This is a genomic window from Bartonella sp. WD16.2 (assembly GCF_002022505.1).
In the GTDB taxonomy this organism is placed as follows: Bacteria; Pseudomonadota; Alphaproteobacteria; order Rhizobiales; family Rhizobiaceae; genus Bartonella.
The window spans coordinates 285,849-310,887 of record NZ_CP019781.1; the positions used below are offsets into that span (position 1 = coordinate 285,849).

Below are 25,039 nucleotides of genomic sequence, written 5' to 3' on the forward strand. Positions count from 1 at the left end.
TAAATGAGTGCAAATGAGAATATCACGCATTTTTGAAGCTTTGATTGCTTCTACAATATAGTAAAAATAAAATTGTATTGTGAATAATTGAGTAGTAGTTCCGCTAAAGTGTCTGTTTAGGGGGGGCTGTGTTGTTTGAAATCAAAAACCTTTTTGCAATGTGGGAAGTCTAAAAGGATGTTAAGGAACATCCTCTTACTATTTTTATAAAAACAGTAAAAGGGGAGTGGAAATAAGTTAAGTCGAAGTGATTTAAAATGTTGTTTTGTATTATTTGTAAAATGATCATTTGTTAGTATCAAGTTTTTATTACTTAGTCATGGGTGTGATAACTTAATATCTAAGGGTTTGTATTTATTTGTAACTGAAATATAGCTGCATATATTTTACATGAAAGTTACTATTTTTATTATTTTGTAAGTATTTGTATAAATTGTCAGAGTGAACTTTTTTAGGTTGTCTTTTTTGAAATATGAAAGTTGAAAAGAATGTCTATAACTATTTATAGTAAGCCATCTTGTGTCCAATGTAATGCTACTTATCGTGCCTTTGACGCTAAAGGTATTAATTATCGTGTCGTTGATATTTCCCGTGATAAACAAGCCTATAATTTTATTCAATCTCTAGGATATCGTCAGGTTCCTGTAGTTGTGTGTGGTGAAAATCATTGGTCGGGTTTTAGACCAGATATGATTAATGGTCTTTGTGGCTAATGGGGCTTATTGTCTATTATTCGAGTGTAACGGGTAATACTGAGTATTTCGTTTCTCAGTTAGGTCAACAGCTTTTCAAAATTGATAAAAAAAAACCATCTGTGTTAGTTGGGGAGCCTTATATATTGGTTGTACCTACCTATGCAAATGGAGAAGGCAGGATGGCGGTGCCAAAGCCCGTTATTCACTTCCTTAATGAAAGAGAAAACCGTAAATTAATTCGTGGAGTAATTGGAGGCGGAAATCGTAATTTCGGTTGTAATTATAGTTTAGCGAGCAAGATTATTTCTGAAAAATGTTTTGTACCTTGCCTTTATCGTTTTGAGTTGCGTGGAACAGATGAAGACGTTATTTTTGTTAAAAAGGGATTAGAAAAGTTTTGGAAAAAATAGATATGGAAGGGCTGCAGAAGCCGGATCAAATTACAGATTATCATGCACTCAATGCAATGCTTAATCTTTATGATGAAAATGGTCATATTCAATTTGATATGGATCGCCTTGCTGCGCGGCAATATTTTCTCCAGCATGTTAATCAAAATACAGTTTTTTTTCATGATTTGAAGGAAAAAATAGATTATCTGGTAGAAGAAGGTTATTACGAGAAAGCATTATTTGAGCTTTATGATTTTTCTTTTGTCAAAAAGCTGTTTAAACGTGCTTATGCATTTAAGTTTCGTTTTCCTACTTTTTTAGGGGCGTTTAAATATTATACCAGTTATACACTAAAAACCTTTGATGGAAAGCGCTATCTTGAGCGTTATGAAGATCGTGTTTGCCTTGTTGCTTTGTATTTAGCGCAAGGCAATAAAACTCTTGCTGAGTGTTTGGTTGATGAAATTATTACAGGGCGGTTTCAACCTGCAACACCAACGTTTTTAAATGCGGGAAAAAAACAACGAGGTGAGTTGGTATCGTGTTTTTTATTGCGGGTTGAAGATAATATGGAGTCAATTGGTCGCTCGATTAATTCAGCTTTGCAACTTTCAAAACGTGGTGGAGGTGTTGCACTTTGTTTGACTAATTTGCGAGAAGCAGGGGCACCGATCAAACAGATAGAAAATCAGTCATCTGGTGTTTTGCCTGTGATGAAATTATTAGAAGATGCATTTTCTTATGCTAATCAACTTGGTGCGCGACAAGGCGCTGGTGCTGTCTATTTACATGCGCATCATTTAGATATTATGACATTTTTAGATACAAAGCGCGAGAATGCTGACGAAAAGGTTAGAATCAAAACTCTTTCGCTTGGTGTTGTTATCCCTGATATTACTTTTGAACTTGCACGTAATAATGAGGATATGTACTTATTTTCGCCTTATGACATTGAGCGGATTGTGGGGAAACCTTTTAGCGACATTTCTTTGACAGAGCATTATCGATCTTTTGTTGATAATTCAAAAATCCGTAAAAAGAAAATAAGTGCGCGTGTTTTTTTTCAGACATTGGCGGAAATACAATTTGAATCAGGTTATCCGTATCTTTTGTTTGAAGATACAGCTAATAGAACCAACCCGATAGCGGGTCGTATTAATATGAGTAATTTATGCTCAGAAATTTTGCAGGTAAATGAAGCAAGTGAACTGGAAACAGATTTAACTTATCGTACAGTTGGGAATGATATATCGTGTAATCTTGGTTCAATGAACATTGCAAAAGCAATGGAAAGCAGTGATTTTGGTTGGACAGTGGAAACAGCTGTTCGTGCTCTTACTGCTGTTTCTGATATGAGTAATATTGCGTGTGTACCTTCTATTGCAAAAGGTAATTCCGAAAGCCATGCAATTGGTTTGGGACAAATGAATTTGCATGGTTTTTTAGCTCGTGAGCGGATTTATTATGGATCGCCGGAAGCAATTGATTTCACTAATATTTATTTTTATACAGTGACATATCACGTACTGCGTGCTTCCAATTTGATTGCGCGCGAACGTCAAAAAGTATTTGTGGGATTTGAAAAATCAGCTTATGCAGATGGCAGTTTTTTTACGAAATATATTGAAACAGAATGGAAACCACAATTTCCACTTGTACAAGAACTTTTTGAGCGTAATAATATCGTTATACCAAATCAAGAAGACTGGAAGGGGCTCAAGAAATCAATTATTGAACATGGGCTTTATAATCGCAATCTTCAAGCTATTCCGCCTACAGGGTCTATTTCCTATATTAATCATGCGACTTCTTCGATTCATCCAATTGCTTCAAAGATTGAAATTCGTAAAGAAGGCAAGATTGGACGCGTTTATTATCCTGCTCCTTATATGGATAATACAAATTTAGATTTCTATCAGGATGCTTATGAGATTGGGCCTGAAAAAATTATTGATACTTACGCTGCTGCGACGCAGCATGTAGATCAAGGTCTTTCGTTAACCTTATTTTTTCCTGATACAGCTACTACGCGTGATGTTAACTGCGCACAAATTTATGCTTGGAAAAAAGGCATAAAAAGTGTTTATTATATCCGTCTGCGACAAAAGGCACTGAGTGGAACAGAAGTTGATGGCTGTGTTTCGTGCAGCTTGTAGAAGGAACATATTATATGACACGAATTTCAACTAAAAATCCTGTTATTTCCGCTGTAAATTGGAATAAGTTGCATGATGAAAAAGATCTTGAAGTTTGGAATCGTTTGACTGGAAATTTTTGGTTACCTGAAAAAGTACCACTTTCCAATGATATTCCTTCATGGGCAAGTCTAACAGAGGAAGAGCGCAAGCTGACAATTCGTGTTTTCACGGGGCTGACTTTGCTTGATACAGTTCAAAATACTGTAGGAGCCATTTCACTTATGGCTGATGCAATAACAGAACATGAGGAAGCTGTTTTGACAAATATTGCATTTATGGAAGCAGTTCATGCACGTTCTTATTCTTCTATTTTTTCAACTTTATGTTCAACAGCAGAAGTCGATGATGCTTTCAGATGGTCAGAAGAAAATGTTCATTTACAGAAAAAGGCAACGTTAGTACTTGAACGTTATGAAGCAAGTGATCCATTAAAGAAAAAAATTGCTTCGACCTTGCTTGAAAGCTTTTTATTTTATTCTGGTTTTTATTTACCTATGTATTGGTCAAGTCGTGCTAAGCTGACTAATACAGCTGATTTAATCCGGCTTATTATCCGTGATGAAGCGGTTCATGGTTATTATGTTGGTTATAAGTTTCAATTAGGGTTTGCTAAACTTGATGAAGCTAAAAAGCAAGAAATAAAAGACTTTGCTTTTAATATGCTGTTTGATCTTTACAGTATTGAATGTAAATACACTGAAGATCTTTATGACGCTATTGGATTGACAGAGGATGTTAAAGTTTTTATTCATTATAACGCGAATAAGGCATTAATGAATTTGGGTTTTGAGCCTCTTTTTCCACCTGAAGTTTGTCGAGTTAACCCTGCTATTTTGGCAGCTTTATCGCCAAATTCCGATGAAAATCATGACTTCTTTTCAGGTTCAGGTTCTTCTTATGTTATTGGTAAAGCCGTTGCAACCACAGATGACGACTGGGAATTTTAAACATTAAGTGAAAAAAGAAGTGCGCGAGGTATGCCATTTAAATCTTTGCGCATTTTTAAATATTCAAAACCATTTTTTTTAAACAAATCGCAGACTTCTTTTTGCTGAGAATATCCGATTTCAACAGCGACATAAGCTTTTTCTTTTAGATAATTTGCTGATTCATGTGCGAGTTTTCGATAAAAATCAAGGCCATCTTTTCCACCAACTAAAGCACGTAGCGGATCATGCAGACGTACTTCTTTTGCAAGGTTTTTGATATCTTTTTCTGGAATATAGGGTGGATTGGAAATAATAAGATCAAATTGGCCTGTGACAGAAGTAAACCAATCACTAAGCAAAGGTGTAAAGTGTTGCGCAATGTTTGCGTGCTTCGCATTTTTTGTAGCTGTTTTTAAGGCATCTTCAGAAATGTCAACCGCTATCGCATAAGTTTGAGTAATTTGTTTGAGAATAGCAATAGCAATGGCACCACTTCCTGTTCCCATATCAAGAAAAGTTGCTTTCCCTATTTTTTCTACCTGTTTTTTAAGAATTGGCAAAACGAGATCGACCAGTGTTTCTGTATCAGGGCGTGGCTCTAATGTATCTTGAGATAAAGCAAGTGATATACCATAAAAATCTCGTTTTCCAATAATGCGATGGGTGGGCTCTCCAGCAATACGGCGCTGTATGGCTTTTTCTAATTGTGCGATCTGTTTAGAAGACAGGCGCATATTGGGTCGCAAAATTCGATCAGTAGGGTTTGTACCTGTTATCCACTCAACAAGTAGCTTTGCATCAAGATTGGCTTCAGAAATTCCTTGATATCGCAATTTTTCCTGGGTTCTTCGGATAGTACTATTGAGAGAATGATCACTCACTTGTTATCATCCATTTCAGTAAGGAGTCCTGTTTGATGATTGGAAATAAGTGCATGAATAAGTTCATCAAGATCTCCCTCCATGACACGATCAAGCTTATACAAAGTAAGATTAATACGATGGTCAGTCACACGTCCTTGTGGGAAATTATAGGTACGAATACGTTCCGATCGATCACCAGAGCCAATTTGAGTTTTACGAGATGCTGAACGCTCATTTTCTGCTTTTTGTCTTTCAATATCAAATAAACGTGCACGTAAAATTTGGAGTGCGCGTGTTCGATTTTGGTGTTGTGATTTTTCTGCTTGTACAACCATAATTCCTGTTGGAATATGGGTGATACGTACAGCAGAATCCGTTGTATTGACGTGTTGTCCACCTGCACCGGAAGCGCGCATTGTATCAATGCGAATATCTTCTGGGTGAATTGCAATGTCAATTTCTTCTGCTTCTGGGAGTACCGCAACGGTGGCAGCTGATGTATGGATACGTCCACCAGCTTCTGTTTCAGGGATTCGTTGTACTCGGTGAACACCTGATTCAAACTTAAGTTTGGAAAATACACCTTTGCCAGAAACGGTAGCAACAATTTCTTTATACCCTCCAACATCTCCATCACTCAATGAAATGATTTCAACTTTCCAGTTATGAGTATTGGCATAACGTTCATACATGCGAAAAAGGTCACCAGCAAAAAGTGCTGCTTCCGATCCACCTGTTCCTGCTCGAATTTCAATAATAGCGCTTTTTTCATCAGCAATATCTTTGGGTAGAAGAAGAATTTGGAGTTCTCGCTCAAGTTGCTCAATTTTTTGACATAATAATAACAGTTCTTCTTGAGCAAGATTACGCATTTCCACATCTGTTTGCTTATCACTAATGATGTTTTTAAGCTCTGCTATTTCTTTGTAGAGAGCATTTAATGTGCGTATAGGAGTAACGATTAACTGTAATTCTGCATATTCAGAAGCTAATTTTATATAAGTTTCAGCATTTGGGCTTCCAGCCATTTGGCTTTCAATTATTTCAAAGCGCTTTTCAATCTGCTTTATACGATTTTGCGGCAAGGAAACCATGGGCAATATTAGCCTAATTTGTTATAATATTAATGGTTCATATAATCATCATATGGTAGAAGCTTGATCAAGCAAAAAAACGTTTTTAACTATGAAAACTGTAAAATTCTAAAACGAATTTGTATAAAACTTATTTTGCATGGGCAATTTCTAAATAAGGGATATAAAAGCACCAATTTAGGAATTACGTTTTTTCCCATAAAGTTCAAGACGGTGGTGAATTATATCATAGCCGAGAGAAAGGGCGATTTCTTCTTGCAGTTTTTCAATAATATCAGACTGAAATTCGATAATACGTCCTGTTTCTACATCAATAAGATGGTCATGATGTTGGCCATTTGTTTGTTCAAAACGTGATGGTCCGCCGCTGAAAGCATGACGATGAATTGTTCCATTTTCTTCTAATGTTTTCATTGTGCGATAAACAGTCGATAATGAAATACTAGAATCTATTTTGTTTGCATACTGAAAAATTTCAAATGCATTAGGGTGGTCATCTATATCGGTTAAAATATCGAGAATAATACGCCTTTGGCGCGTTATTCTTAAACCTGCAGCTCGCAATACTTGTTCATAATTTTGTTTTTTATCCATTTTAACTGTCTACTTCTATATGAAGGAACCATGGCAATGTTTGTATTTTTTTCCTGAACTACAAGGACAAAGCTCATTGCGTCCAATTTTTCCCCATGTGGTTGGATCATTGGGGTTACGTTCAGTTGGATCAACAAACCTACTTTCTTGTGTTTGAGCCCACAAGAAAGTATCATTTTTTTCATTTTGATTATCAGAAGTAGAATGATTAGTACCGGTTTGCACAGGTGTTGCTGGTTCTGTAGGCTGTTGAATAACTTCGAAACGCATGAGTTTAGAAATAGCATTTCTACGTAGGTTTCTAAGCATGGTTTGAAAGAGTTCAAATGCCTCTGTTTTATATTCATTAAGAGGATCTCGTTGTGCATATCCACGAAAACCAATAATAGAACGTAAATGGTCTAAATTGACGAGATGTTCACGCCATAATGTGTCAATTGTTTCAAGCAATATAGCTTTATGAAAGTAAGCTATAATTTCTGGACGATATTGTTTAGTACGCTCATTTTCAAGTTTGGTAACTGCTTCTAATACACGTTCAAAAATTTGCTTTTCAGCAACTCCATCTTCTTTTGCCCACTCTTCTACTGGTAGTTCAAGATTAAAAAGCTGATGTAGTTCTTTTTGCAGAGCTTTCGTATCCCATTTTTCAGAATATGTTCCAGATGGAATATAGGTTTCTACCAAATTATCAACCACTTCATGTCGCATTTCACTAATTGTTTCGGTCAAATTTTCTGCATTCATAATTTCCATGCGCTGCTCAAAAATAACTTTGCGTTGATCATTCATCACATCGTCATATTTTAACAGATTTTTACGGATTTCGAAGTTTCGTGCTTCAACTTTTTTTTGAGCTTTTTCAAGTGCTTTATTAATCCATGGGTGGATAATAGCTTCATCTTCTCTCAATCCAAGTTTTTGCAGTACGCTATCCATACGATCGGATCCAAAGATACGCATAAGATCGTCTTGAAGTGAAAGAAAGAATTTTGAACGACCCGGATCACCCTGACGTCCAGAACGACCACGAAGCTGATTGTCAATACGGCGACTTTCATGGCGTTCAGTAGCAAGGACATAAAGACCACCGGCAGATAATGCTTTTTCTTTAAGTTGCTTGACGCCTTTTATAATTTCTTCAATTTTAGCAGTTCTTTCTGCCCCTTCAGGGATATCATGCAGTTCTTGTCGAATTCGCATCTCAACATTGCCACCAAGCTGTATATCAGTACCACGGCCTGCCATATTTGTTGCGATGGTTAATGCTCCAGGAACACCAGCTTGTGCGATAATATATGCTTCTTGTTCATGATAGCGGGCATTTAAAACTTTAAAATTAGTAATACCTTCTTTGCGTAAGCGCTCTGCTAGTTGTTCTGATTTTTCAATAGAAGTAGTACCCACAAGAACAGGTTGTCCTTTTTCGTGTGCTTGACGAATATCACGCACAATGGCACGATATTTCTCTTCAGTTGTTCGATAGATTTCATCATCTTCATCAAAACGTTGCACCGGAAGATTTGTAGGAATTTCAACAACTTCAAGACCATAGATATTATTAAATTCTTCAGCTTCTGTTACAGCAGTTCCTGTCATACCAGACAATTTTTTATACATACGGAAATAATTTTGAAAAGTAATAGATGCTAATGTCTGATTTTCTGGTTGAATGGCCACATGTTCTTTGGCTTCTAACGCTTGATGCAAACCTTCAGAATAACGCCGCCCTGGCATCATACGACCTGTAAATTCATCAATGATGATGATTTCGCCATTGCGAACAATATAATCTTTGTCCTGGATAAATAATTTATGGGCTTTTAAAGCATTGTTGATATGGTGGACAGTAGCAACATTTTCTATGTCATAGAGACTTCCACTTTTAAGAAGTCCAGCTTGTTCGAGCATTTTTTCAATTTTTTCAGTACCAACTTCAGTAAAGATTGTTGTTTTTTGTTTTTCATCTATTTCGTAGTCTTCTGGAGTCAGAGAAGAAATAAATGTGTCAATAAGATTATAGAAGTCGGTGCGGTCTTCTAAAGGACCGGAAATAATAAGAGGGGTACGTGCTTCATCTATGAGGATTGAATCAACTTCATCGATAATTGCATAATGATGTCCACGTTGGACCATTTGGTTAGGGTTAAAAGTCATATTATCGCGTAAATAATCAAAACCCAATTCATTATTTGTCGCATAGGTAATGTCACACGCATAGGCTGCTCGACGAGCATCGCTATCTAGATCATGTAGAATAACACCTGTGCTCAGCCCCAAAAAGCCGTAAATTTTGCTCATTGCTTCAGCATCACGGCTAGCAAGATAATCGTTCACGGTAACAACATGAACGCCTTTTCCTCCTAGCGCATTGAGATAAACTGGCAAAGTTGCCATTAATGTTTTACCTTCACCAGTACGCATTTCGGCGATGCCTCGATCATGAAGGACCATTCCGCCAATGAGTTGTACATCAAAAGGACGCATGCTATAAACGCGCTTTGCTGCTTCACGGACAGTTGCAAAGGCTTCCACTAAGAGTGAATCAATAGTTGCACCTTCGGTTAATCTTTTACGAAATTCACTAGTTTTTTGGCAAAGCTGTGTATCACTTAATTTTTGGAATTGTTCTTCCAACGCATTAATTTGTGCAACTTTTTGGCGAAGAATTTTGATGCGACGCTCATGGGCCGAACTAAAAATTTTGCGTACAAAAACACCTAAATTGACCATTTCTGGTCCTTTCTTTTATTTATTATCATTGCATTTGGTCGCTTCAATATTCAAATATATTGTTCCTATTTTGTATCTCTTAGAGGTACTTGATACCATCAAAATGTAGGCAGTATATCATATTTCTAGTAGGTAATTTCTTTATATTTAAATTTTACAGTAGAGATAAAAGGCTAAATTCATCGTGTCAACTTTAGGAATACTATTTAGTTGATAGAGTATAGAGTGATTTAGGGTATAATATGATATTTTTCATTGTGATCATGGTATATATTATTCAAGTAAGATAAGATAAAAGGATAAATTCTGTGTTTTTTAAACAAAATTACTAATTTATTTATCATGTTAGAGATTAAAGTGCTATGATAAAAAAAATTGAAGCCTGGAAGTGCATTCATTCTTAGAGGAGTATATTTATGAAATTCAAATTAACAACACTCTTTGTGACATCAACTTTATTGGTAAGCACGAGTTTGAGTGTAATGGCTCAAGATTACGTAAAGTCTGTACCAAATGATTTAAATACTTTAGAGAAAACCTCAGCAAAACCAATTGCACCTTCTCATGTTATGGCCATTATTAATGGGAAAAGTATTACAGCAGGTGAATTGGATGAGCTAGCACTTGAAATAAATCCTAATTTAGCACGTCTTTCTGATGAACAACGTCGTATAACAGTTTTAAAAGCCTATTTAGATATGCAAGCGCTTGCTAAAGCAGCAATTGAAAAAGGTATCAATAAGACAGAAGTTTATGATAAACGTATGGCAATTATGCGTGATAATGTTCTTCAGCAGCTTTATTTTAAACAGATGGTTATTGATAAAATTAAAGATGCTGATTTGCGAGCTCTTTATGATAAGGAGGTTACTGCTTTGCCTAAAGAAGATGAAATTAAAGCACGCCATATTTTGGTTAAAACGAAAGAAAAAGCAGAAGTTGTTATTAAGCGTTTAAAGAAGGGTGAAAATTTTGAAGAGATTGCAAAAAAAGATTCAACAGATGGTTCAGCTTCTGTTGGCGGTGATCTCGGTTATTTTAGTTATGGTCAAATGGTTAAACCCTTTGAAGATGCTGCGTTTAGTTTGAAAGTTGGTGAATATACTAAACAGCCTGTTGAAAGCCCATTTGGTTGGCATGTTATCAAAGTGGAAGATCGTCGACTCAAGCAACCTCCTGCATTTGATGATGTTAAAGAGGTATTGCGTACACAGATTATGAAAAATCGTTATCATACATTAATCACTGATTTGCGCAATAAGGTAGATGTGAAATACCCTGATTCTCATATTGCAAAACTCATGCAATCACTTAATGAAAATAATACAGTCCTTCCAGGTGAAACTTCCAATGAAGAAGAGGAATAATATCTTTTCAATCTGGGTTGTTTGATGTTTTTCTTTTTCAAAAATTTCGACAGTTATTTAATTGCATGAAATTTCATTGATTTTGAGGGGAAAGTATGGAATGGCTTGTACAGATATCGCCTTTATCTCCCAAAACAATACAAGAGCTTCCGCCATTATCTGGTGTACGGATAGCCACGGCGGAAGCTGGGATTAAATATAAAAATCGTACAGATCTTCTTTTAATCGTATTTGATGAACCAGCAAATGTGGCAGGTGTTTTTACACGTTCTAAATGTCCGTCTTCTTCTGTGGATCATTGTCGTGCATCGCTTCCTCATGGAGTTGCAAGGGGTGTTGTTGTTAATTCTGGGAATGCAAATGCTTTCACAGGATGTAAAGGTAAGCAAACAACGGATGCGATAGTACACACTGCAGCAAGTGTCTTAAAGGCTAGAGAAAATGAAATTTTTTTGGCTTCTACTGGTGTTATTGGCGAATTAATGGATACATCTTGTTTATTAAATCTTTTGCCGAATATGGCTGCTGAAGCAGAGGAAAGAAATTGGTTAGAAGCTGCAAAAGCTATTATGACAACTGATACGTTTCCAAAGCTTGCAACACGCAGATTTGACTTTGGAGGGACAATTGTTACCATTAATGGAATTGCCAAAGGTTCTGGTATGATTGCTCCAGATATGGCAACAATGCTTTCTTTTGTAGTGACTGATGCGGCAATTGCTTCGGATGTACTTCAATCTATGTTATCAGAAGCAGTTCAGGGATCTTTCAATTCAATTACTGTTGATAGTGACACTTCAACATCTGATACATTGATGGTATTTGCGACAGGAAAAGCAAAAGGCAATTCCCTCTGTCTGACGAGTGTGTCAGATCCACGTTATAAGGTGTTTACAAAGCAATTGGGTGAGCTTTTGCATGAACTTGCATTACAAGTTGTGTGTGATGGTGAGGGGGCTCGTCATTTAATTGAGGTTAGTGTAACGGGTGCTACAACGGATAGTGCCGCTAAAAGCATTGCTCTATCAATTGCGAATTCACCACTTGTAAAAACGGCTATTGCGGGTGAAGATGCTAATTGGGGGCGGGTGGTTATGGCGGTTGGGAAAGCTGGTGTTGAAGCAAATCGCGATCTCTTAACGATTTGGTTTGGTGAACATCGTGTGGCTGTCAATGGAGAGCGTGATCCTGATTATAGTGAAGAGATGATTAGCACTTATATGAAAAGCCAATACATTACGATTCGTGTTGATATCGGTCTTGGAAGTGGTAAAGCAACAGTTTGGTCTTGCGATTTAACAAAAGAATATGTTGCAATTAATGGCGACTATAGAAGTTAATTAATATAATATAAATCAGATATTAAGTATACATTCTCTTTTAATTATTAGATACTCAGACTTTTTCAATTCTTTAAGGGGAGATAATAGAAGAGCTTAAAGTTATTACTGTTGGAGACAAGTAATGCAGATAAAACACTCACTTCTTCTTGTAGTTGCATGTGCATTGTTGGATCAAGATAATCGAGTTTTACTTGCAAAAAGGCCTCCAGGAAAATCAATGAGTGGTTTGTGGGAATTTCCTGGTGGAAAGGTTGAAGAGGGGGAAACACCAGAGGAATCATTGATTCGTGAATTAAAGGAGGAACTTGATATTCATGTTCAAAAAAATGATTTTTTACCTTTAACATTTGCAAGTCATAGTTATGAAACATTTCATTTATTAATGCCATTTTATATATGTCGCCATTATAGGGGCATCCCTCAAGGACGAGAAGGGCAAAATTTGAAATGGATTTTTATTAGTGATCTTGATAAATATTCTATGCCCGATGCTGATAAGCCATTAGTGCAGGTGTTGAAAAATTTTCTTCTGTAATATGTTTATGAGTGGAGAAAATATTAAAAAATGGATGTTTTGTTCATTAAATATTTTGATAAAAGGAGACTTTAGATAGATCTACCTTCGAAAAGGTGTTTTGTGGTTATCCTCAAGGATTTTCTTGTTTCTCTTTAAGATCAATTGCTCAAGCATTACTGTTTATGGCTTTTATATATCGTTTTTCATTGAGATGCGGTAGTGATTGCATGTAGCTTATTATTTATGGAAGAAGTATTATATTCTTTAAATAGAATTTTGCAGATATGTAAAAATCAGCTTATTTATTTTCTATTTTTATATAACTGTGAATAGGTGCAAATTCGTTTCTGATCTATAACTAATAAAAATAATGATTTTGTGAAAATGTAGTAAGCTCTATATTTTTTAAATATTACAAGTGAATTTTAAATTATATATTATTTTTTAATGTAAAGCACAAAAAATAGTAGGCATAAGCAATGACATTTAATTTTTTTATTAATTTATTTCTATTTATTATTTTTTTATTATTGCTTTCTCAAAGTAAAAAAATCAAATGGGGTTTTGCGCTACGTGTTATGTTGGGTCTTATTGTTGGCCTGATTTTTGGAAGTGCTTTGCAGCTTATTTATGGGGAAGGTGAGTCAACGTTGTTAAAGTCTGTTGAGTGGTTTAACATTGTTGGAGATGGTTATTTATTATTGTTGCAAATGATTGTTATGCCATTAGTGTTTATTTCTATCGTTTCAGCGGTAGCTCATTTGCATTCTTCTTATGCTGTTAGCAAAATTAGTATAGTAACAATTTCAATGTTACTTTTTACAACGTGTATTTCAGCATTGGTTGGTATTTTAGTGATTAATTTTTTTGGGTTAACGGCGAGTGGTTTGGTACATGGAGGGGAGGATATATCGGCTGTTCTTGGTGAAAATACTTTTCAAGTTGAAGAAATAAGTATACCAAAACTAATTTTATCATTTATTCCCCAAAATCCATTTGCTGAATTAATGGGGTCTGAACGTACATCGATTATTAGAGTTGTTATTTTTTCGGCATTTTTAGGATCTGCCGTTCTTCTTTTAAAAAAAGAGGATTCAGATAAAGGGGAAAAAGCTCTTTCGTTTATTCAAGTTATACAGTCTTGGATTATGTGGTTAGTACGTATTGTGATTGCGTTAACACCGTATGGTATTTTTGCTCTTATGACTAAGGTGGGGGCAACCTCAAATGTTGCTGATATTTTAAAATTACTAGTTTTTATTGTTGCTTCTTATATTGGTATTATTCTTATGTTTGGAATTCATGGTGTGTTGCTTGGTATATCAGGCATTAACCCATTTCGTTTTTTCAAAAAAGTTGTGCCTGTTTTGACATTTGCTTTCAGTAGCCGTTCAAGTACTGCTACTATCCCTCTAAATATTGAGGCGCAAACACAATGGATTGGTGTACCGCAATCAATTGCAAGTTTTGCGGCTTCTTTTGGTGCAACGATTGGCCAAAATGGTTGTGCAGGTCTTTACCCAGCTATGCTTGCAACCATGATAGCGCCATCTGTTGGTATTAATCCGCTCGATCCTATCTGGATTGCTACTCTTGTTGGGGTAGTAACTTTGAGTTCTATTGGAGTTGCGGGTATTGGTGGTGGTGCTATTTTTGCTGCATTAATTGTTTTACCAATTATGGGGCTCCCTATTGCTTTGGTAGCCGTACTTATTTCTGTTGAACCTTTAATTGATATGGGGCGTACAGCTCTTAACGTTAATGGTTCAATGTTAGCTGGAGCTATGACAAGTCAAATATTACGCACAACGGATAAGAGCATTTTTGAAAAATGATTTTCCTATAAAATTTGCGGTTTTTTCATTGTTGTTTTGATTGTTTTTCTAAAACATCAACAAGAGATATTTGTGCTGAACCAGGGCGTAAGGGTTTTTGTTGATTTTGGTCAGGGGCCCAGCCGGATAACCATATAAAAGAAAAATGTGCACGAATGCGACCATCTGGGTCACTAAATTGTTGTGAGTAGATTTCAGCAGCGCGAAGAAAAAAGCGTTTAGATACAGGGTGTTGTGAGCGGTTAATTAACGCATTTTGCATCCCCATAGCTTTAAGTTCATGCATGAGATCAAACATTGTATTGTAGCGTATGATGATATTTTCGACATCCACTACGGGCATAGCAAAACCAACGCGTTGCAAAATAGCTCCTACATCACGAATATCAGCAAAAGGATAAATTCTTGGGCTAACTCCTCCATAAATTTCAAGTTCAGCTTGTAGCAAACTTTCTCGCAATTCTCTTAATGTTCCAGCTCCGGTCATAACAGCAAGGAATAAGCCGTCTGGTTTAAGAATATTTTTTATTTGTTTCAAAACACCAGGGGTATCATTGGTCAATTGTAGTGAGAGGAGCGAAACAATAAGATCACAATAGTGTGGTGGAAAATCAAGAAATTCTCTGTGACGCAAATGAAATTTTTGATCATGACTTTGGTAAAGAATGTCAGTTTCAACGCGTTCTATAGAACTAATTTTACCAGATTTTTTTAAAGCTTGTACAGCAAGGTCTGTATGGCTATGTAAGTCTAGAGCTAATGTGAATTGACGGTCAACGGTTCTTAGACGTTTATAGAGATCTTCAGCAACATAGGACAATAAAAAATCACATCCACCTTTTGCTTTTTTAAAAGCGCGTTTACGAAATTGTTCAATGCGGATATGGTCAAAAATAAAAGGATAAGACATATCGCTTAGCAATTCCTGTTTTGGAGATATAGTTTTAAATAGGTTTATTATTATGCAATGCTATATCAAGCTTGTGATGAAAAAGGAACGATGAAATAACTTGATAACAACTGAGTATTTTTGAAAAAATGAAATTTTATAGGTTTTAAAACGTAAAAAAATTGTCTTATGCTATAAAAATAAACTAATAAGGTCATGCTTTTGGGATTTTTTTATGGGGGGATATGTTAGGTAAATTCATTGAGTATTTAATAACAATTTTATATCCACCGACTTGCCCTGGATGTAAAAAAATTGTTTCTGCTTATAGTACGGTATGTTCTGATTGTTGGAAAGATTTTCAATTTATTACGAAACCTTATTGTCCTGTTATGGGGATTCCTTTTGCTTACGATATGGGAGAAGGTTTTCTTAGTGGTGAAGCAATTCAAGCTTCTCCTCCTTTTTCACGTGTTCGTTCAGTGGTTGTTCATAAGGGGTTAGCGCGACTTTTGACAATCCAATTAAAATATAGTGATCGTCTAGAATTAGCACGTTTTATGTCCGATTGGATGATACTTGCAGGACGTGAGCTTCTTGATGATTGTGATGTTATTATTCCTATTCCATTGCATTCTCGTCGTTTTTTCTGGCGACGTTATAATCAATCTGCTGAACTTGCTCGTTATATTGCAGTAGCACGGAAAAAACCTTTTAAGCCTGGTTGGCTTGTTCGTTGTCGGCATACCCGTCCACAGGTTAGTTTATCTGCTAAGGAACGAAAACTCAATGTGCAAAGTGCTTTTAAGGTACCCCATAAAATTAAAAAGCATTTAAAAGGGCGTTCCATTTTGCTGATTGATGATGTTTTAACAACAGGTGTAACAATTACTGCAGCAGCTGCAACATTAAAACATGCAGGTGCACAACAAGTTGATGTACTGACATTTTCGCGTGTATTGAAAGACGTTCCTGTTTTGTCTCATTCTTGAGAAGTGATTAAAGATTGATTATATCAAAAAAACATTGGAGAAATATTATGAAAGAGATAACACTTTATACACGTCCCGGTTGTCCCTATTGCACAAAAGCGCGTGCTTTATTTGATAAAAAAGGCGTCAAATATACAGATATTGATGCATCAACTTCCCTTCGTCAACAAATGGTACAACGAGCGAATGGGCGTAATACATTTCCTCAAATTTTTATAGGTGATTATCATGTTGGAGGTTGTGATGATCTTTATGCTTTAGATGCTGAGGGCAAACTTGACTGTTTACTCAAAAGTGCCTAACAATTATCTGTTATGGTGTGCTTATTCAAACCGTTTTGCAAGAAGCATGTAGTTAACGTCCATGTCTTTTGAGCGATTCCAGCTATCATGTAATGGATTATAAGTAATGCCAATCTCATCAATAACGGTTAGAGTATTTTGAGATAATAACTTTTTAAGCTCTTGAGGTTTTAGAAATTTTTTATAGTCATGAGTTCCTTTTGGGAGCCAACGTAGAATATATTCAGCACCGACAATGGCTAGCCCCCAAGCTTTCCATGTACGGTTAAGTGTTGCAACAAACATAAGTCCTTGTGGTTTTAGCATTTTGGCAGTGGCCGATATGAAGAGATTAACATCGGCAACGTGTTCAACAATTTCCATATTGAGGATCACATCAAATTGTTCTTCTTTATTTGCAAGCATTTCTGCAGTAGTGACGCGATAATCGATTGAAAGACCACTTTGGATTGCGTGGGTTTTTGCTACCTCGATATTGGTTTGCGAAGCATCGGCTCCTATAATAGTGGCTCCAAAGCGTGCCATTGGTTCACATAACAGCCCCCCTCCACAGCCAATATCAAGAATTCTCAAACCTTCAAAAGGTTCAAGAGACATAGGGTTACGATCAAATTCTAAACAGATTTTTTCTTTAATATAAGCAAGGCGTGTTGGATTGAATTGGTGGAGGGGGCGAAATTTACCTTGGGGATTCCACCATTCGGAAGCAATTTGTGAAAAATGATCAATTTCACTCTGATCAATCGTAGTATGAGCTTTATTTATCATATCACTCTCCTGTTATTTTATATTATCAAGTCAGGTAGATTCTTCTAAAGTCAAGAGTAAATTAACATAATCACGCTGGGCTTGCGAAAATTATAGATATTGGTTATGTCGAAAAGGAATTTGATACGGCGACAGGACCTTATTCTAACTGTCTCATTTGAAATAAGAAATATAAGAGTGTTATAAATGGCACGTATTGTCATGAAATTTGGTGGCACATCTGTAGCAAACATTGAATATATTCATAATGTTGCTCGACATGTCAAAAGAGAAGTAGATGCGGGTAATGAAATTGCAGTGGTGGTATCTGCAATGGCTGGTAAAACAAATGAGCTCATTCAATGGACACGTGAAGCTTCACCAATGCATGATGCTCGTGAATATGATGTGATTGTTTCTTCTGGCGAACAAGTAACGGCAGGTTTGTTGGCTATTACACTCCAAGCGATGGGAGTGAATGCTCGTTCATGGCTTGGGTGGCAAATCCCTATTTATACTGATAATGTACATGGTGGCGCACGGATTGTAGATATTGATGGATCTTTTTTGATACGGCGTTTTCAAGAAGGGCAGGTAGCGATTATTGCTGGTTTTCAGGGATTAGCTCCAAATAATCGAATTTCCACCTTGGGACGCGGTGGATCAGATACAAGTGCTGTTGCAGTGGCGGCGGCTTTACAGGCTGATCGTTGTGATATTTATACAGATGTAGATGGCGTTTATACAACTGATCCGCGAGTTGAACCTAAGGCACGTCGTTTACCAAAAGTAGCTTTTGAAGAAATGCTTGAAATGGCTTCTCTTGGGGCAAAGGTTTTGCAAGTTAGGTCTGTTGAATTAGCTATGATCCATAAAGTTCGTACTTTTGTACGCTCAAGTTTTGAGGATCCCGATGCTGTGGACATGTGCAGTTTAGTTAATCCCCCTGGAACACTTATTTGTGATGAGGATGAGATTGTGGAACAACAAAATGTTACTGGTATTGCTTTTGCTAAAGATGAAGCACAAATTTCATTACGTAGACTGGCAGATCGTCCGGGTATTTCTGCAGCAATTTTTGGTCCTTTGGCTGAAGAGCGTATCAATGTTGATATGATTGTACAGAATATTTCTGAAGACGGTTCGAAGACTGATATGACTTTTACTGTACCATCAGCTGATGTAGATAAAGCTGTTGCACTTCTTGAGAAAAATCGCGCAGAGATTGGATTTGATGTTATTCAGTCTGAAAGTGATCTTGCAAAGATTTCTGTTATTGGTGTTGGTATGCGCAGTCATGCAGGGGTTGCAGCTACGGCATTCAAGGCTTTAGCTGAAAAGGGCATCAATATCCAAGCAATTACTACTTCAGAGATTAAGATTTCTGTTTTAATTGATAGTGCTTATACTGAACTTGCAGTAAGAACCTTGCATGCTGTTTATGGTCTTGAGATTGGATAAGTATTGTTAATTTTAAATATTTTTCCAAGGAATTATAATAGATTTGTATGTACAAGCAGCTAAGGGCCTTACGAAGATTTCTTCTTATTTTTTACATCAGCTGTTATGAGAATAAAGTTTTTCTTTATTTTGTTCTAAAAAAATATAGAAGAGATCTCTATTATTGAGTGTTATGAGGTTTATAACGCTTAATCAAGCCGTATTGATATAAATACAACAAATCGTACGTGCTTTTAAAATTTCTTGTAGGTATAAAATTGCACTTTTTGTTGCTTATGATGAGTGACTGAAATCAAAACAATAATTATGTACAGTCACTCATTGAATATAATTAAAGCTTAAACTGTTTTCAAAAGTTTAACTTAAAGTAAGATCTATGGCTTGATTAATCACAATTTATAACACGCTTTTTATTATTTTTGATATAAAAGAGTCCATATCCAAGACCAATAAGGGCAGAAAGCCCAGATCCACAAAGTACACCAATTTTTGCAGAATCAAGTTGAGCAACGTCTTTAAAAGCAAGCATTGAAACAAAGATTGACATTGTAAAACCAATACCTGCTAAAAATCCAATTAATAATATGCCTTTCCACGCTACATTAGGAGGAAGGCGGCATAGACCTGATTTTACTGCTAGATAGCTAGCTACGATAATACCAAGCGGTTTACCAATACATAGACCAATGATAATGCCGAGAACAATCAAGGATGATTTGTCGGAGGATAGGTCAAAGTTTGCAAAGTTAACGCCAGCATTTGCAAAAGCAAAAATTGGCATCACGCCATACGCTACCCATGGATGTAATGCTTTTTGAATCCGTGTTACAGGTGCGATTATATCGCGTTGTCCTTTACGCACTTTTTTTAATGTAGTTGAGATATGGTGAAGATCTGTATTTGTGTTTTTTTCTTGAAGTGCTTCAACTGCGTTGCTTAGCATTGTAAGCGGAGCTACAAGATTACGGGTAGGTAAAACTGGGGTCATCATGCCTAGAATTACACCGGCAAGTGATGGATGAGCGCCTGTTATCATTAATCCCCACCAAATGATTGCACCAGGCAAAATATAAAGCCATGCCGATGCAAATCCAATCCATTGAAAAAATAAAACTAAAACAATACCTGCTGCTGCGATGGCTAAACCACTGGGATCTAAATTAGTTGAGTAGAAAAAAGCAATAATAAGAACAGCAATAATATCATCAATAATTGCTAATGATAAAAGAATGATATGAAGATTAGAAGGAATTGCTTTCCCAAGAAGAGCGAGAATACCTAGTGCAAAAGCAATATCAGTGGCTGTAGGCACAGCCCAACCATAAGTGTCTCCCCCATTTAAGTTAATGTTGAGATAAATAATTGCAGGAAGGCAAACTCCACCTATTGCTGCTACAATTGGTAAAATTGCTTGTTTTAAATTAGCAAGAGCACCTTCGTGAATTTCACGCCGAATTTCCATTCCTGCTACGAGAAAAAACACAGTCATAAGAGCATCATTAATCCAAAAATGTAAATCCCATGATAGGTTAAAATGGCCAAAATTAAAACCAAGAGGTGTATGCCAAAATGCTTCATAGGAAGAAGAATATTTAGAATTAGCAAGTATGAGTGCAGTTGTAGCTGCCAATAAAAGAGCAATACCACTTACAGTTTCGATATGGAGAAAACGCTCAATTGCGGAAAGTGCCCGATTTGTGACAAGAGAAGCTCGATTTGGTAAGCGATTTGAGAATAAATCAGGCATAAAATAACTCCAACTATCAATTTACTCATATACGCTTTGTTTATAAGCTATTCTGTGTATTGCTTATAGTGTTATATGAAGGAAAAAAGGGGATGATAATTCTCCAATTTTAAAAAAGAGCTACCACTTTTAAAACCAATTATGTTTTTTATGAGATACTTCATTTTTAACAGTGAGACTCATTTTATTAAAAACAGCTGAGAGATTGTTTTGCAAAGCGGCTTCAAGATCAGATGCTGTAAGCCCTTTGTTATCTTTTGCTGCTATTTTTATTTTTAATGTTTGTGGATTTCTAGCAAAATTACCAAGGGCTTTCGAAATATTTTCAGCTTCATCATGATTTTTTAACAATATTTTGGAACTTTGAGTCACGATTAAATAAAAATTATCATAAAGTTCTTGTTTGAGATTATGTTTATTATCGTTCAGGCTTTGTGCAAGATAAGAAAAGATTTTATCAATAAGACCAGCATCTGTATAACACACGTTAATTTCAGCGATGCCAAGATTTTGAGAAGCAGCAATAAGTGCATCTTTTTGACCAGAAAAGAATGCTTTATCAACATCAGTAATTTTAGCTGAGATTTTCCCAGAGCCAATGTTTTGGATATTGAAAGACATTACTTTAAGTGAAAGGATACGCTCTTTTTCATTGTAAGAAATATCAAGTTTTCCTGAAACATCAAGGTATTCAAAGCCTGTATTTTTAAGGAAATCTAAGTCTTTTTTCTCCATTTTTTTAGGTAAGATTGAAAGGCCATTAAGAGAGAGCAAAAGATTTTCTGGTATAGCCTGTTGCCATTGATCTGATTTTAATTGAAATGATTCAAGGGTTGTTTTTATCTGTGGGATATCAACAACCACTTTATCAATTTTAGCATCAACTGAGGTAATAGCTGAAAGGCCGTTTACGAGAATGGCATTTTGTGCTGTTTTATTGTTTGTCTTTTTTGCGTTGAGGTAATCTTGAACAAGTTTTTTTAGAGACTGATCGAAAGGTTGTATTTTTAGGCCAGATGTTTCAAATTTTCCAAAAGAGAAAGAAGCGCTTTTTTCTTCTCCTTCGAAAATATCAACTACAACATTGCCCAATGTAATAGGACCAATAATGGTTTTGTTTTGATTCTTAACGTTGTTTTTATCAGAAATAATAGAATAAGCATAACCCACATCAATATTATGGGCTTTTATTGGGTTACTCTTAGCGGTTAAATATATCTGTTTGGTACTATCTGCAGCTATCTTTGCAAGACTTATATTAGTAGTTATATCTTTGATACCAACAGAATGAATACGGCCATTTTTAAGATTAGAAAGCTGAAAATTTTTTATATTAATTCTTTCAGTTGGTTTGTTCTCATCTTCTATGAAAAGTAATATATCTGGTGCATTAATTGATGAAATATTAATACGCATAAATGATTGCAAAAAGGAAGGCGTGATTGTAGCATTTTTGTTTTTCAAGGATACATTATTAATAGAGATTTTGGGAACTTGTAGACGAAAGTTCTTATACGTTAAATCAATATTATAAAGTGTGAAAGCACCAGGAATGAAAGCGATGGGGGGACGTCCTGAAATAGCACCAATTTTAAGTGATGTATCAGCTGGAGTTGGTACAGTGACGTTAGTTAAATTGATTGTACCTAGAATACCGACTTCGGATGTTTCTGCGTTGATAGAGCGACGGGCTATTTCTTTTTTTACAAAGCTATCAAGGTGGGGTTTTGCCATATAAAAACCACCGATAACTATGATAGCTAAAATAGCAACAAATCCAATAATATACGTCAACCAATATTTTAAGTTATTGCGATACCAACTATTAAAATTGATCATTATTTTTTCTTTCAGTTTTGTCACTATATGCTGAGAGTATAAATAAATTTCTTTAAGTAACAATAAAAGCTCAGATATAATGTGTACTAAATATCTGTCTATTTTCTTATGATGTAAGATCATCAAAAATTTTTTTTCAACAAGCTTTTATCAACTGTCACCAGTTTTTTTAATATTTTGCATAAAACTATAACCATGAATAAGGAACTATGCACTAATTATAACCTTATTTATCATGTTTAATCATTTTTAAGGAGTAGTAATATGTCGTTTTTTTATGTCATTGATTAAAGGAACGATTAAAGGGAATATATGATGTTGGTGATTATAAGCTAACAGGGAGTCGTTAGTGTTATGACAGAAGATCAAATAATGGCTTTTTCTATTATTGGTCTCATGATGGCTGTTTTTATGTGGGGTCGGTTTCGTTATGATATCGTTGCTGTTTGCACATTGTTAATTGCTTGCACTCTCGGTCTTGTTAATCCGAAGGAAGCATTTAGTGGTTTTAGTAGTGATATTGTTATTATCGTAGGCAGTGCGTTTATCATCAGCACAGTTATGTCACGCTCTGGCATTGTGGAATATATTATTCAACGAATGTGGCCTGATGTAAAGTCAGTAAAACTTCAATTAGCTTTTTTAGTTATTTCTGTAGTTCTTTTATCAATGTTTGTTAAAAACATTGGGGCTTTAGCCATTATGCTTCCGATTGCTTTCCAATTTGCTCGCCGTTCTCGTGTTTCACCATCTGTGTTTTTGATGCCAATGGCATTTGGTTCTTTATTGGGTGGTCTCATGACACAAATAGGCACTTCTCCCAACATTGTTGTTTCAGCTATGCGAGAACGTTTAGAGGGAATTCCTTTCACTATGTTTGATTTTATACCAGTTGGTGCAACAATTTCTGCTGTTGGAGTCTGCTATTTGGTGTTTTTTTCTTGGCGTTTACCTATCCGTACGCATTCAAGCACATCATTTGATGATGCTGTTGATATTTGTAATTATGTTTCAGAAGTGCGTATTCCTGTTAATTCTCCCATTGTCGGAAAAACTATTATTGATCTCATTAAACCATCAGGCGGCGAAGTTATGGTTATTCAGGTTATTAGAAATAAAGTGTCTATTTCGCCGTTACCAGATTTTGTTTTTGCCAAGGATGATACTGTTCTGCTGGAAGGTTCACATACAGGGCTAGACACTGTAATTAATTCAGCTCGCTTAGAATTTGCTACTGGCCGTACTCTTTCTATAAGTGATAAAGGTAGCCAGCTTGATGTTGTTGAGGCTGTTATTACAGATAATTCTCCTCTTATTGGTATCAGTGCTAAAAGACTTTCGTTGTTTGATCGCTATGATGTAAATTTACTTGCTTTAAGTCGTCAATGTGAAAGGATACGTGGTAGACTTGGTGATGTTGTTTTCCGTCTCGGGGATGTAATTGTTTTGCAGGGACAAGATATGGTTATTCCAAGTTTGTTACGGGAATTGAAATGTCTTCCTTTGGCAAAACGCAATATCATGTTTGGTAATTTACGGCATGGCCTTATGTCTTTAGCTATTTTATTTGCAGCAATTATTACGACAGCTTTTCAAATTATTCCGGTTGCATTTTCTTTTTTTTCTGCAGCTATTGCGATGGTTGTTTTTCGAATTCTTCCAATGCGGGATTTGTACCATGCTTTAGATGGGCAAATATTGGTGTTATTAGCAACTCTTATTCCAGTAAGTGAAATATTGGAGAAAACAGGGTGTACGGATTTGATTGGTGGTTGGCTTAGCCAAATGGCTGTATTTTTACCACCATTTGGTGCATTAGCACTTATCTTGATTACAGCAATGCTGATAACACCATTTTTAAATAATGCAGCAACAGTGATGGTTATAGCACCAATCGCGTCAAGTTTTGCTCATTCTCTTCATTATAAACCTGAGGCTTTTCTAATGGCTGTTGCGATAGGTGCTGGGTGTGATTTTCTTACACCTATTGGGCATCAATGTACTATGTTAGTAATGGGGCCTGGTGGTTATCGTTTTAGTGATTATGCACGTTTTGGTGCTCCGTTGGCAGTGTTGATAGCAATCGTTGCGGTTCCGATGTTAATGTGGGTTTGGCCATTACAATAGAACGCTAGGAAAATCTTTAAATAGATTTTTTGCTGAAATGAAGATTAAGAGGAAAAGTTATGTTTACGCAGAGATATTGTTAGGATGGGGAGATCTATGATAAAGCGCAAGCATTTCCTTGGTATTGTAGCAATGTTTGTCTATTTTTCTTCAGACATTCTTAGTTATGAAAAGCTGGGTATATATATTGATAAGGATTTTAATGAACATTTTATGTAATATTGGCAGAGATGAGGATGATGTTTGTTAGTTGAAAATTTAACGATTACATCATTTTATAGAGTTGTTTCTCTGATTTGAGGCCATTGTAATTGACACTTGATGTATGAAAAAACTATTTTTATACGTTAATTTTTAATAATAGTTTTCTAATAG

At 35.8% G+C, this 25,039-nt stretch carries 20 protein-coding genes; 12 read left to right on the top strand and 8 right to left on the bottom strand.

What is annotated here, in order from left to right; translation table 11 throughout:
• The first annotated feature begins 488 nt into the window (after positions 1–488).
• Genes nrdH through nrdF form a run of 4 tightly spaced genes read left to right on the top strand, consistent with a single transcriptional unit; the run spans position 489 to position 4,232 of the window.
• Positions 489–713: a glutaredoxin-like protein NrdH gene (nrdH, locus tag BWD162_RS00950; RefSeq protein ID WP_078705049.1), complete on the top strand. Its 225-nt coding sequence runs from the start codon at positions 489–491 to the stop codon at positions 711–713.
• The gene (gene nrdI, locus BWD162_RS00955) at positions 713–1,105 is read left to right on the top strand and encodes a class Ib ribonucleoside-diphosphate reductase assembly flavoprotein NrdI (protein WP_078705050.1); all 393 of its coding nucleotides are present in this window, start codon (positions 713–715) and stop codon (positions 1,103–1,105) included. The genes nrdH and nrdI overlap by 1 nt, the downstream gene beginning before the upstream one ends.
• Entirely contained in the window at positions 1,093–3,243 is a 2,151-nt protein-coding gene (gene nrdE / locus BWD162_RS00960) for a class 1b ribonucleoside-diphosphate reductase subunit alpha (RefSeq protein ID WP_078705051.1), read from the top strand. The genes nrdI and nrdE overlap by 13 nt, the downstream gene beginning before the upstream one ends.
• Before the next feature lie 14 nt (positions 3,244–3,257).
• Entirely contained in the window at positions 3,258–4,232 is a 975-nt protein-coding gene (gene nrdF / locus BWD162_RS00965; protein WP_078705052.1) for a class 1b ribonucleoside-diphosphate reductase subunit beta, read from the top strand.
• Here the strand turns inward: nrdF and prmC are convergent.
• From prmC to secA, 4 genes are all read right to left on the bottom strand, one after another.
• Complete coding sequence (prmC, locus tag BWD162_RS00970; RefSeq protein ID WP_078705053.1) at positions 4,229–5,095, bottom strand: peptide chain release factor N(5)-glutamine methyltransferase; 867 nt, start codon at positions 5,093–5,095, stop codon at positions 4,229–4,231. The two genes, nrdF and prmC, sit on opposite strands and share 4 nt — an antisense overlap.
• Positions 5,092–6,171 (bottom strand): peptide chain release factor 1, encoded by a 1,080-nt coding sequence (gene prfA, locus BWD162_RS00975; RefSeq protein WP_078705054.1) that lies wholly within the window; start codon positions 6,169–6,171, stop codon positions 5,092–5,094. The genes prmC and prfA overlap by 4 nt, the downstream gene beginning before the upstream one ends.
• A gap of 177 nt (positions 6,172–6,348) precedes the next feature.
• The gene (locus BWD162_RS00980; protein ID WP_078705055.1) at positions 6,349–6,765 is read right to left on the bottom strand and encodes a Fur family transcriptional regulator; all 417 of its coding nucleotides are present in this window, start codon (positions 6,763–6,765) and stop codon (positions 6,349–6,351) included.
• Between the two features lie 15 nt (positions 6,766–6,780).
• Positions 6,781–9,498, bottom strand: a complete 2,718-nt coding sequence (secA, locus tag BWD162_RS00985; RefSeq protein WP_078705056.1) for a preprotein translocase subunit SecA — start codon at positions 9,496–9,498, stop codon at positions 6,781–6,783.
• A gap of 416 nt (positions 9,499–9,914) precedes the next feature.
• Here secA and BWD162_RS00990 point away from each other — a divergent pair, with 416 nt between their 5' ends.
• The 4 genes from BWD162_RS00990 to BWD162_RS01005 all read left to right on the top strand — a co-directional run bounded on the left by BWD162_RS00990 (position 9,915) and on the right by BWD162_RS01005 (position 14,560).
• Entirely contained in the window at positions 9,915–10,865 is a 951-nt protein-coding gene (locus BWD162_RS00990) for a peptidylprolyl isomerase (RefSeq protein WP_078705057.1), read from the top strand.
• Between the two features lie 95 nt (positions 10,866–10,960).
• Positions 10,961–12,205, top strand: coding sequence for a bifunctional glutamate N-acetyltransferase/amino-acid acetyltransferase ArgJ (gene argJ, locus BWD162_RS00995; protein WP_078705058.1), 1,245 nt, complete (start codon positions 10,961–10,963; stop codon positions 12,203–12,205).
• Positions 12,206–12,329: 124 nt separating this feature from the next.
• The gene (gene mutT / locus BWD162_RS01000) at positions 12,330–12,743 is read left to right on the top strand and encodes an 8-oxo-dGTP diphosphatase MutT (protein ID WP_078705059.1); all 414 of its coding nucleotides are present in this window, start codon (positions 12,330–12,332) and stop codon (positions 12,741–12,743) included.
• Positions 12,744–13,204: 461 nt separating this feature from the next.
• Complete coding sequence (locus tag BWD162_RS01005) at positions 13,205–14,560, top strand: L-cystine transporter (RefSeq protein WP_078705060.1); 1,356 nt, start codon at positions 13,205–13,207, stop codon at positions 14,558–14,560.
• Positions 14,561–14,585: 25 nt separating this feature from the next.
• On the opposite strand, the gene BWD162_RS01010 is transcribed toward BWD162_RS01005, so the two are convergent.
• Complete coding sequence (locus BWD162_RS01010) at positions 14,586–15,470, bottom strand: methyltransferase domain-containing protein (RefSeq protein WP_078705061.1); 885 nt, start codon at positions 15,468–15,470, stop codon at positions 14,586–14,588.
• Positions 15,471–15,694: 224 nt separating this feature from the next.
• Here BWD162_RS01010 and BWD162_RS01015 point away from each other — a divergent pair, with 224 nt between their 5' ends.
• Entirely contained in the window at positions 15,695–16,441 is a 747-nt protein-coding gene (locus tag BWD162_RS01015; RefSeq protein WP_078705062.1) for a ComF family protein, read from the top strand.
• Between the two features lie 47 nt (positions 16,442–16,488).
• Positions 16,489–16,743 carry a glutaredoxin 3 gene (gene grxC, locus BWD162_RS01020; RefSeq protein WP_010703447.1) on the top strand — a complete coding sequence of 85 codons (255 nt, stop codon included), beginning with the start codon at positions 16,489–16,491 and terminating at the stop codon, positions 16,741–16,743.
• 21 nt (positions 16,744–16,764) lie between these two features.
• Here the strand turns inward: grxC and ubiG are convergent, their stop codons facing one another.
• Positions 16,765–17,511 carry a bifunctional 2-polyprenyl-6-hydroxyphenol methylase/3-demethylubiquinol 3-O-methyltransferase UbiG gene (gene ubiG / locus BWD162_RS01025; protein ID WP_078705063.1) on the bottom strand — a complete coding sequence of 249 codons (747 nt, stop codon included), beginning with the start codon at positions 17,509–17,511 and terminating at the stop codon, positions 16,765–16,767.
• A 186-nt stretch (positions 17,512–17,697) separates the two neighbouring features.
• Here ubiG and BWD162_RS01030 point away from each other — a divergent pair, with 186 nt between their 5' ends.
• Positions 17,698–18,951 (top strand): aspartate kinase, encoded by a 1,254-nt coding sequence (locus BWD162_RS01030; RefSeq protein WP_078705064.1) that lies wholly within the window; start codon positions 17,698–17,700, stop codon positions 18,949–18,951.
• 385 nt (positions 18,952–19,336) lie between these two features.
• Here the strand turns inward: BWD162_RS01030 and nhaA are convergent, their stop codons facing one another.
• Both nhaA and BWD162_RS01040 read right to left on the bottom strand, forming a co-directional pair.
• Positions 19,337–20,698 (bottom strand): Na+/H+ antiporter NhaA, encoded by a 1,362-nt coding sequence (nhaA, locus tag BWD162_RS01035; RefSeq protein WP_078705065.1) that lies wholly within the window; start codon positions 20,696–20,698, stop codon positions 19,337–19,339.
• 129 nt (positions 20,699–20,827) lie between these two features.
• Positions 20,828–22,537, bottom strand: a complete 1,710-nt coding sequence (locus BWD162_RS01040; protein ID WP_078705066.1) for a hypothetical protein — start codon at positions 22,535–22,537, stop codon at positions 20,828–20,830.
• Between the two features lie 354 nt (positions 22,538–22,891).
• Here BWD162_RS01040 and BWD162_RS01045 point away from each other — a divergent pair, with 354 nt between their 5' ends.
• Positions 22,892–24,664, top strand: a complete 1,773-nt coding sequence (locus tag BWD162_RS01045) for an SLC13 family permease (RefSeq protein ID WP_078705067.1) — start codon at positions 22,892–22,894, stop codon at positions 24,662–24,664.
• Positions 24,665–25,039 lie beyond the last annotated feature (375 nt).

Bases quoted from the DNA above. Each gene is read 5' to 3' on its own strand.
- BWD162_RS01045 (WP_078705067.1), top strand. From the start codon at position 22,892: ATGACAGAAGATCAAATAATGGCTTTTTCTATTATTGGTCTCATGATG.
- BWD162_RS01005 (WP_078705060.1), top strand. From the start codon at position 13,205: ATGACATTTAATTTTTTTATTAATTTATTTCTATTTATTATTTTTTTA.
- prfA (WP_078705054.1), bottom strand. From the start codon at position 6,171: ATGGTTTCCTTGCCGCAAAATCGTATAAAGCAGATTGAAAAGCGCTTT.
- BWD162_RS01040 (WP_078705066.1), bottom strand. From the start codon at position 22,537: ATGATCAATTTTAATAGTTGGTATCGCAATAACTTAAAATATTGGTTG.
- argJ (WP_078705058.1), top strand. From the start codon at position 10,961: ATGGAATGGCTTGTACAGATATCGCCTTTATCTCCCAAAACAATACAA.
- grxC (WP_010703447.1), top strand. From the start codon at position 16,489: ATGAAAGAGATAACACTTTATACACGTCCCGGTTGTCCCTATTGCACA.
- BWD162_RS00980 (WP_078705055.1), bottom strand. From the start codon at position 6,765: ATGGATAAAAAACAAAATTATGAACAAGTATTGCGAGCTGCAGGTTTA.
- nrdF (WP_078705052.1), top strand. From the start codon at position 3,258: ATGACACGAATTTCAACTAAAAATCCTGTTATTTCCGCTGTAAATTGG.
- BWD162_RS01030 (WP_078705064.1), top strand. From the start codon at position 17,698: ATGGCACGTATTGTCATGAAATTTGGTGGCACATCTGTAGCAAACATT.
- nrdI (WP_078705050.1), top strand. From the start codon at position 713: ATGGGGCTTATTGTCTATTATTCGAGTGTAACGGGTAATACTGAGTAT.
- BWD162_RS01010 (WP_078705061.1), bottom strand. From the start codon at position 15,470: ATGTCTTATCCTTTTATTTTTGACCATATCCGCATTGAACAATTTCGT.
- BWD162_RS01015 (WP_078705062.1), top strand. From the start codon at position 15,695: ATGTTAGGTAAATTCATTGAGTATTTAATAACAATTTTATATCCACCG.
- mutT (WP_078705059.1), top strand. From the start codon at position 12,330: ATGCAGATAAAACACTCACTTCTTCTTGTAGTTGCATGTGCATTGTTG.
- nrdH (WP_078705049.1), top strand. From the start codon at position 489: ATGTCTATAACTATTTATAGTAAGCCATCTTGTGTCCAATGTAATGCT.
- nhaA (WP_078705065.1), bottom strand. From the start codon at position 20,698: ATGCCTGATTTATTCTCAAATCGCTTACCAAATCGAGCTTCTCTTGTC.
- BWD162_RS00990 (WP_078705057.1), top strand. From the start codon at position 9,915: ATGAAATTCAAATTAACAACACTCTTTGTGACATCAACTTTATTGGTA.
- ubiG (WP_078705063.1), bottom strand. From the start codon at position 17,511: ATGATAAATAAAGCTCATACTACGATTGATCAGAGTGAAATTGATCAT.
- secA (WP_078705056.1), bottom strand. From the start codon at position 9,498: ATGGTCAATTTAGGTGTTTTTGTACGCAAAATTTTTAGTTCGGCCCAT.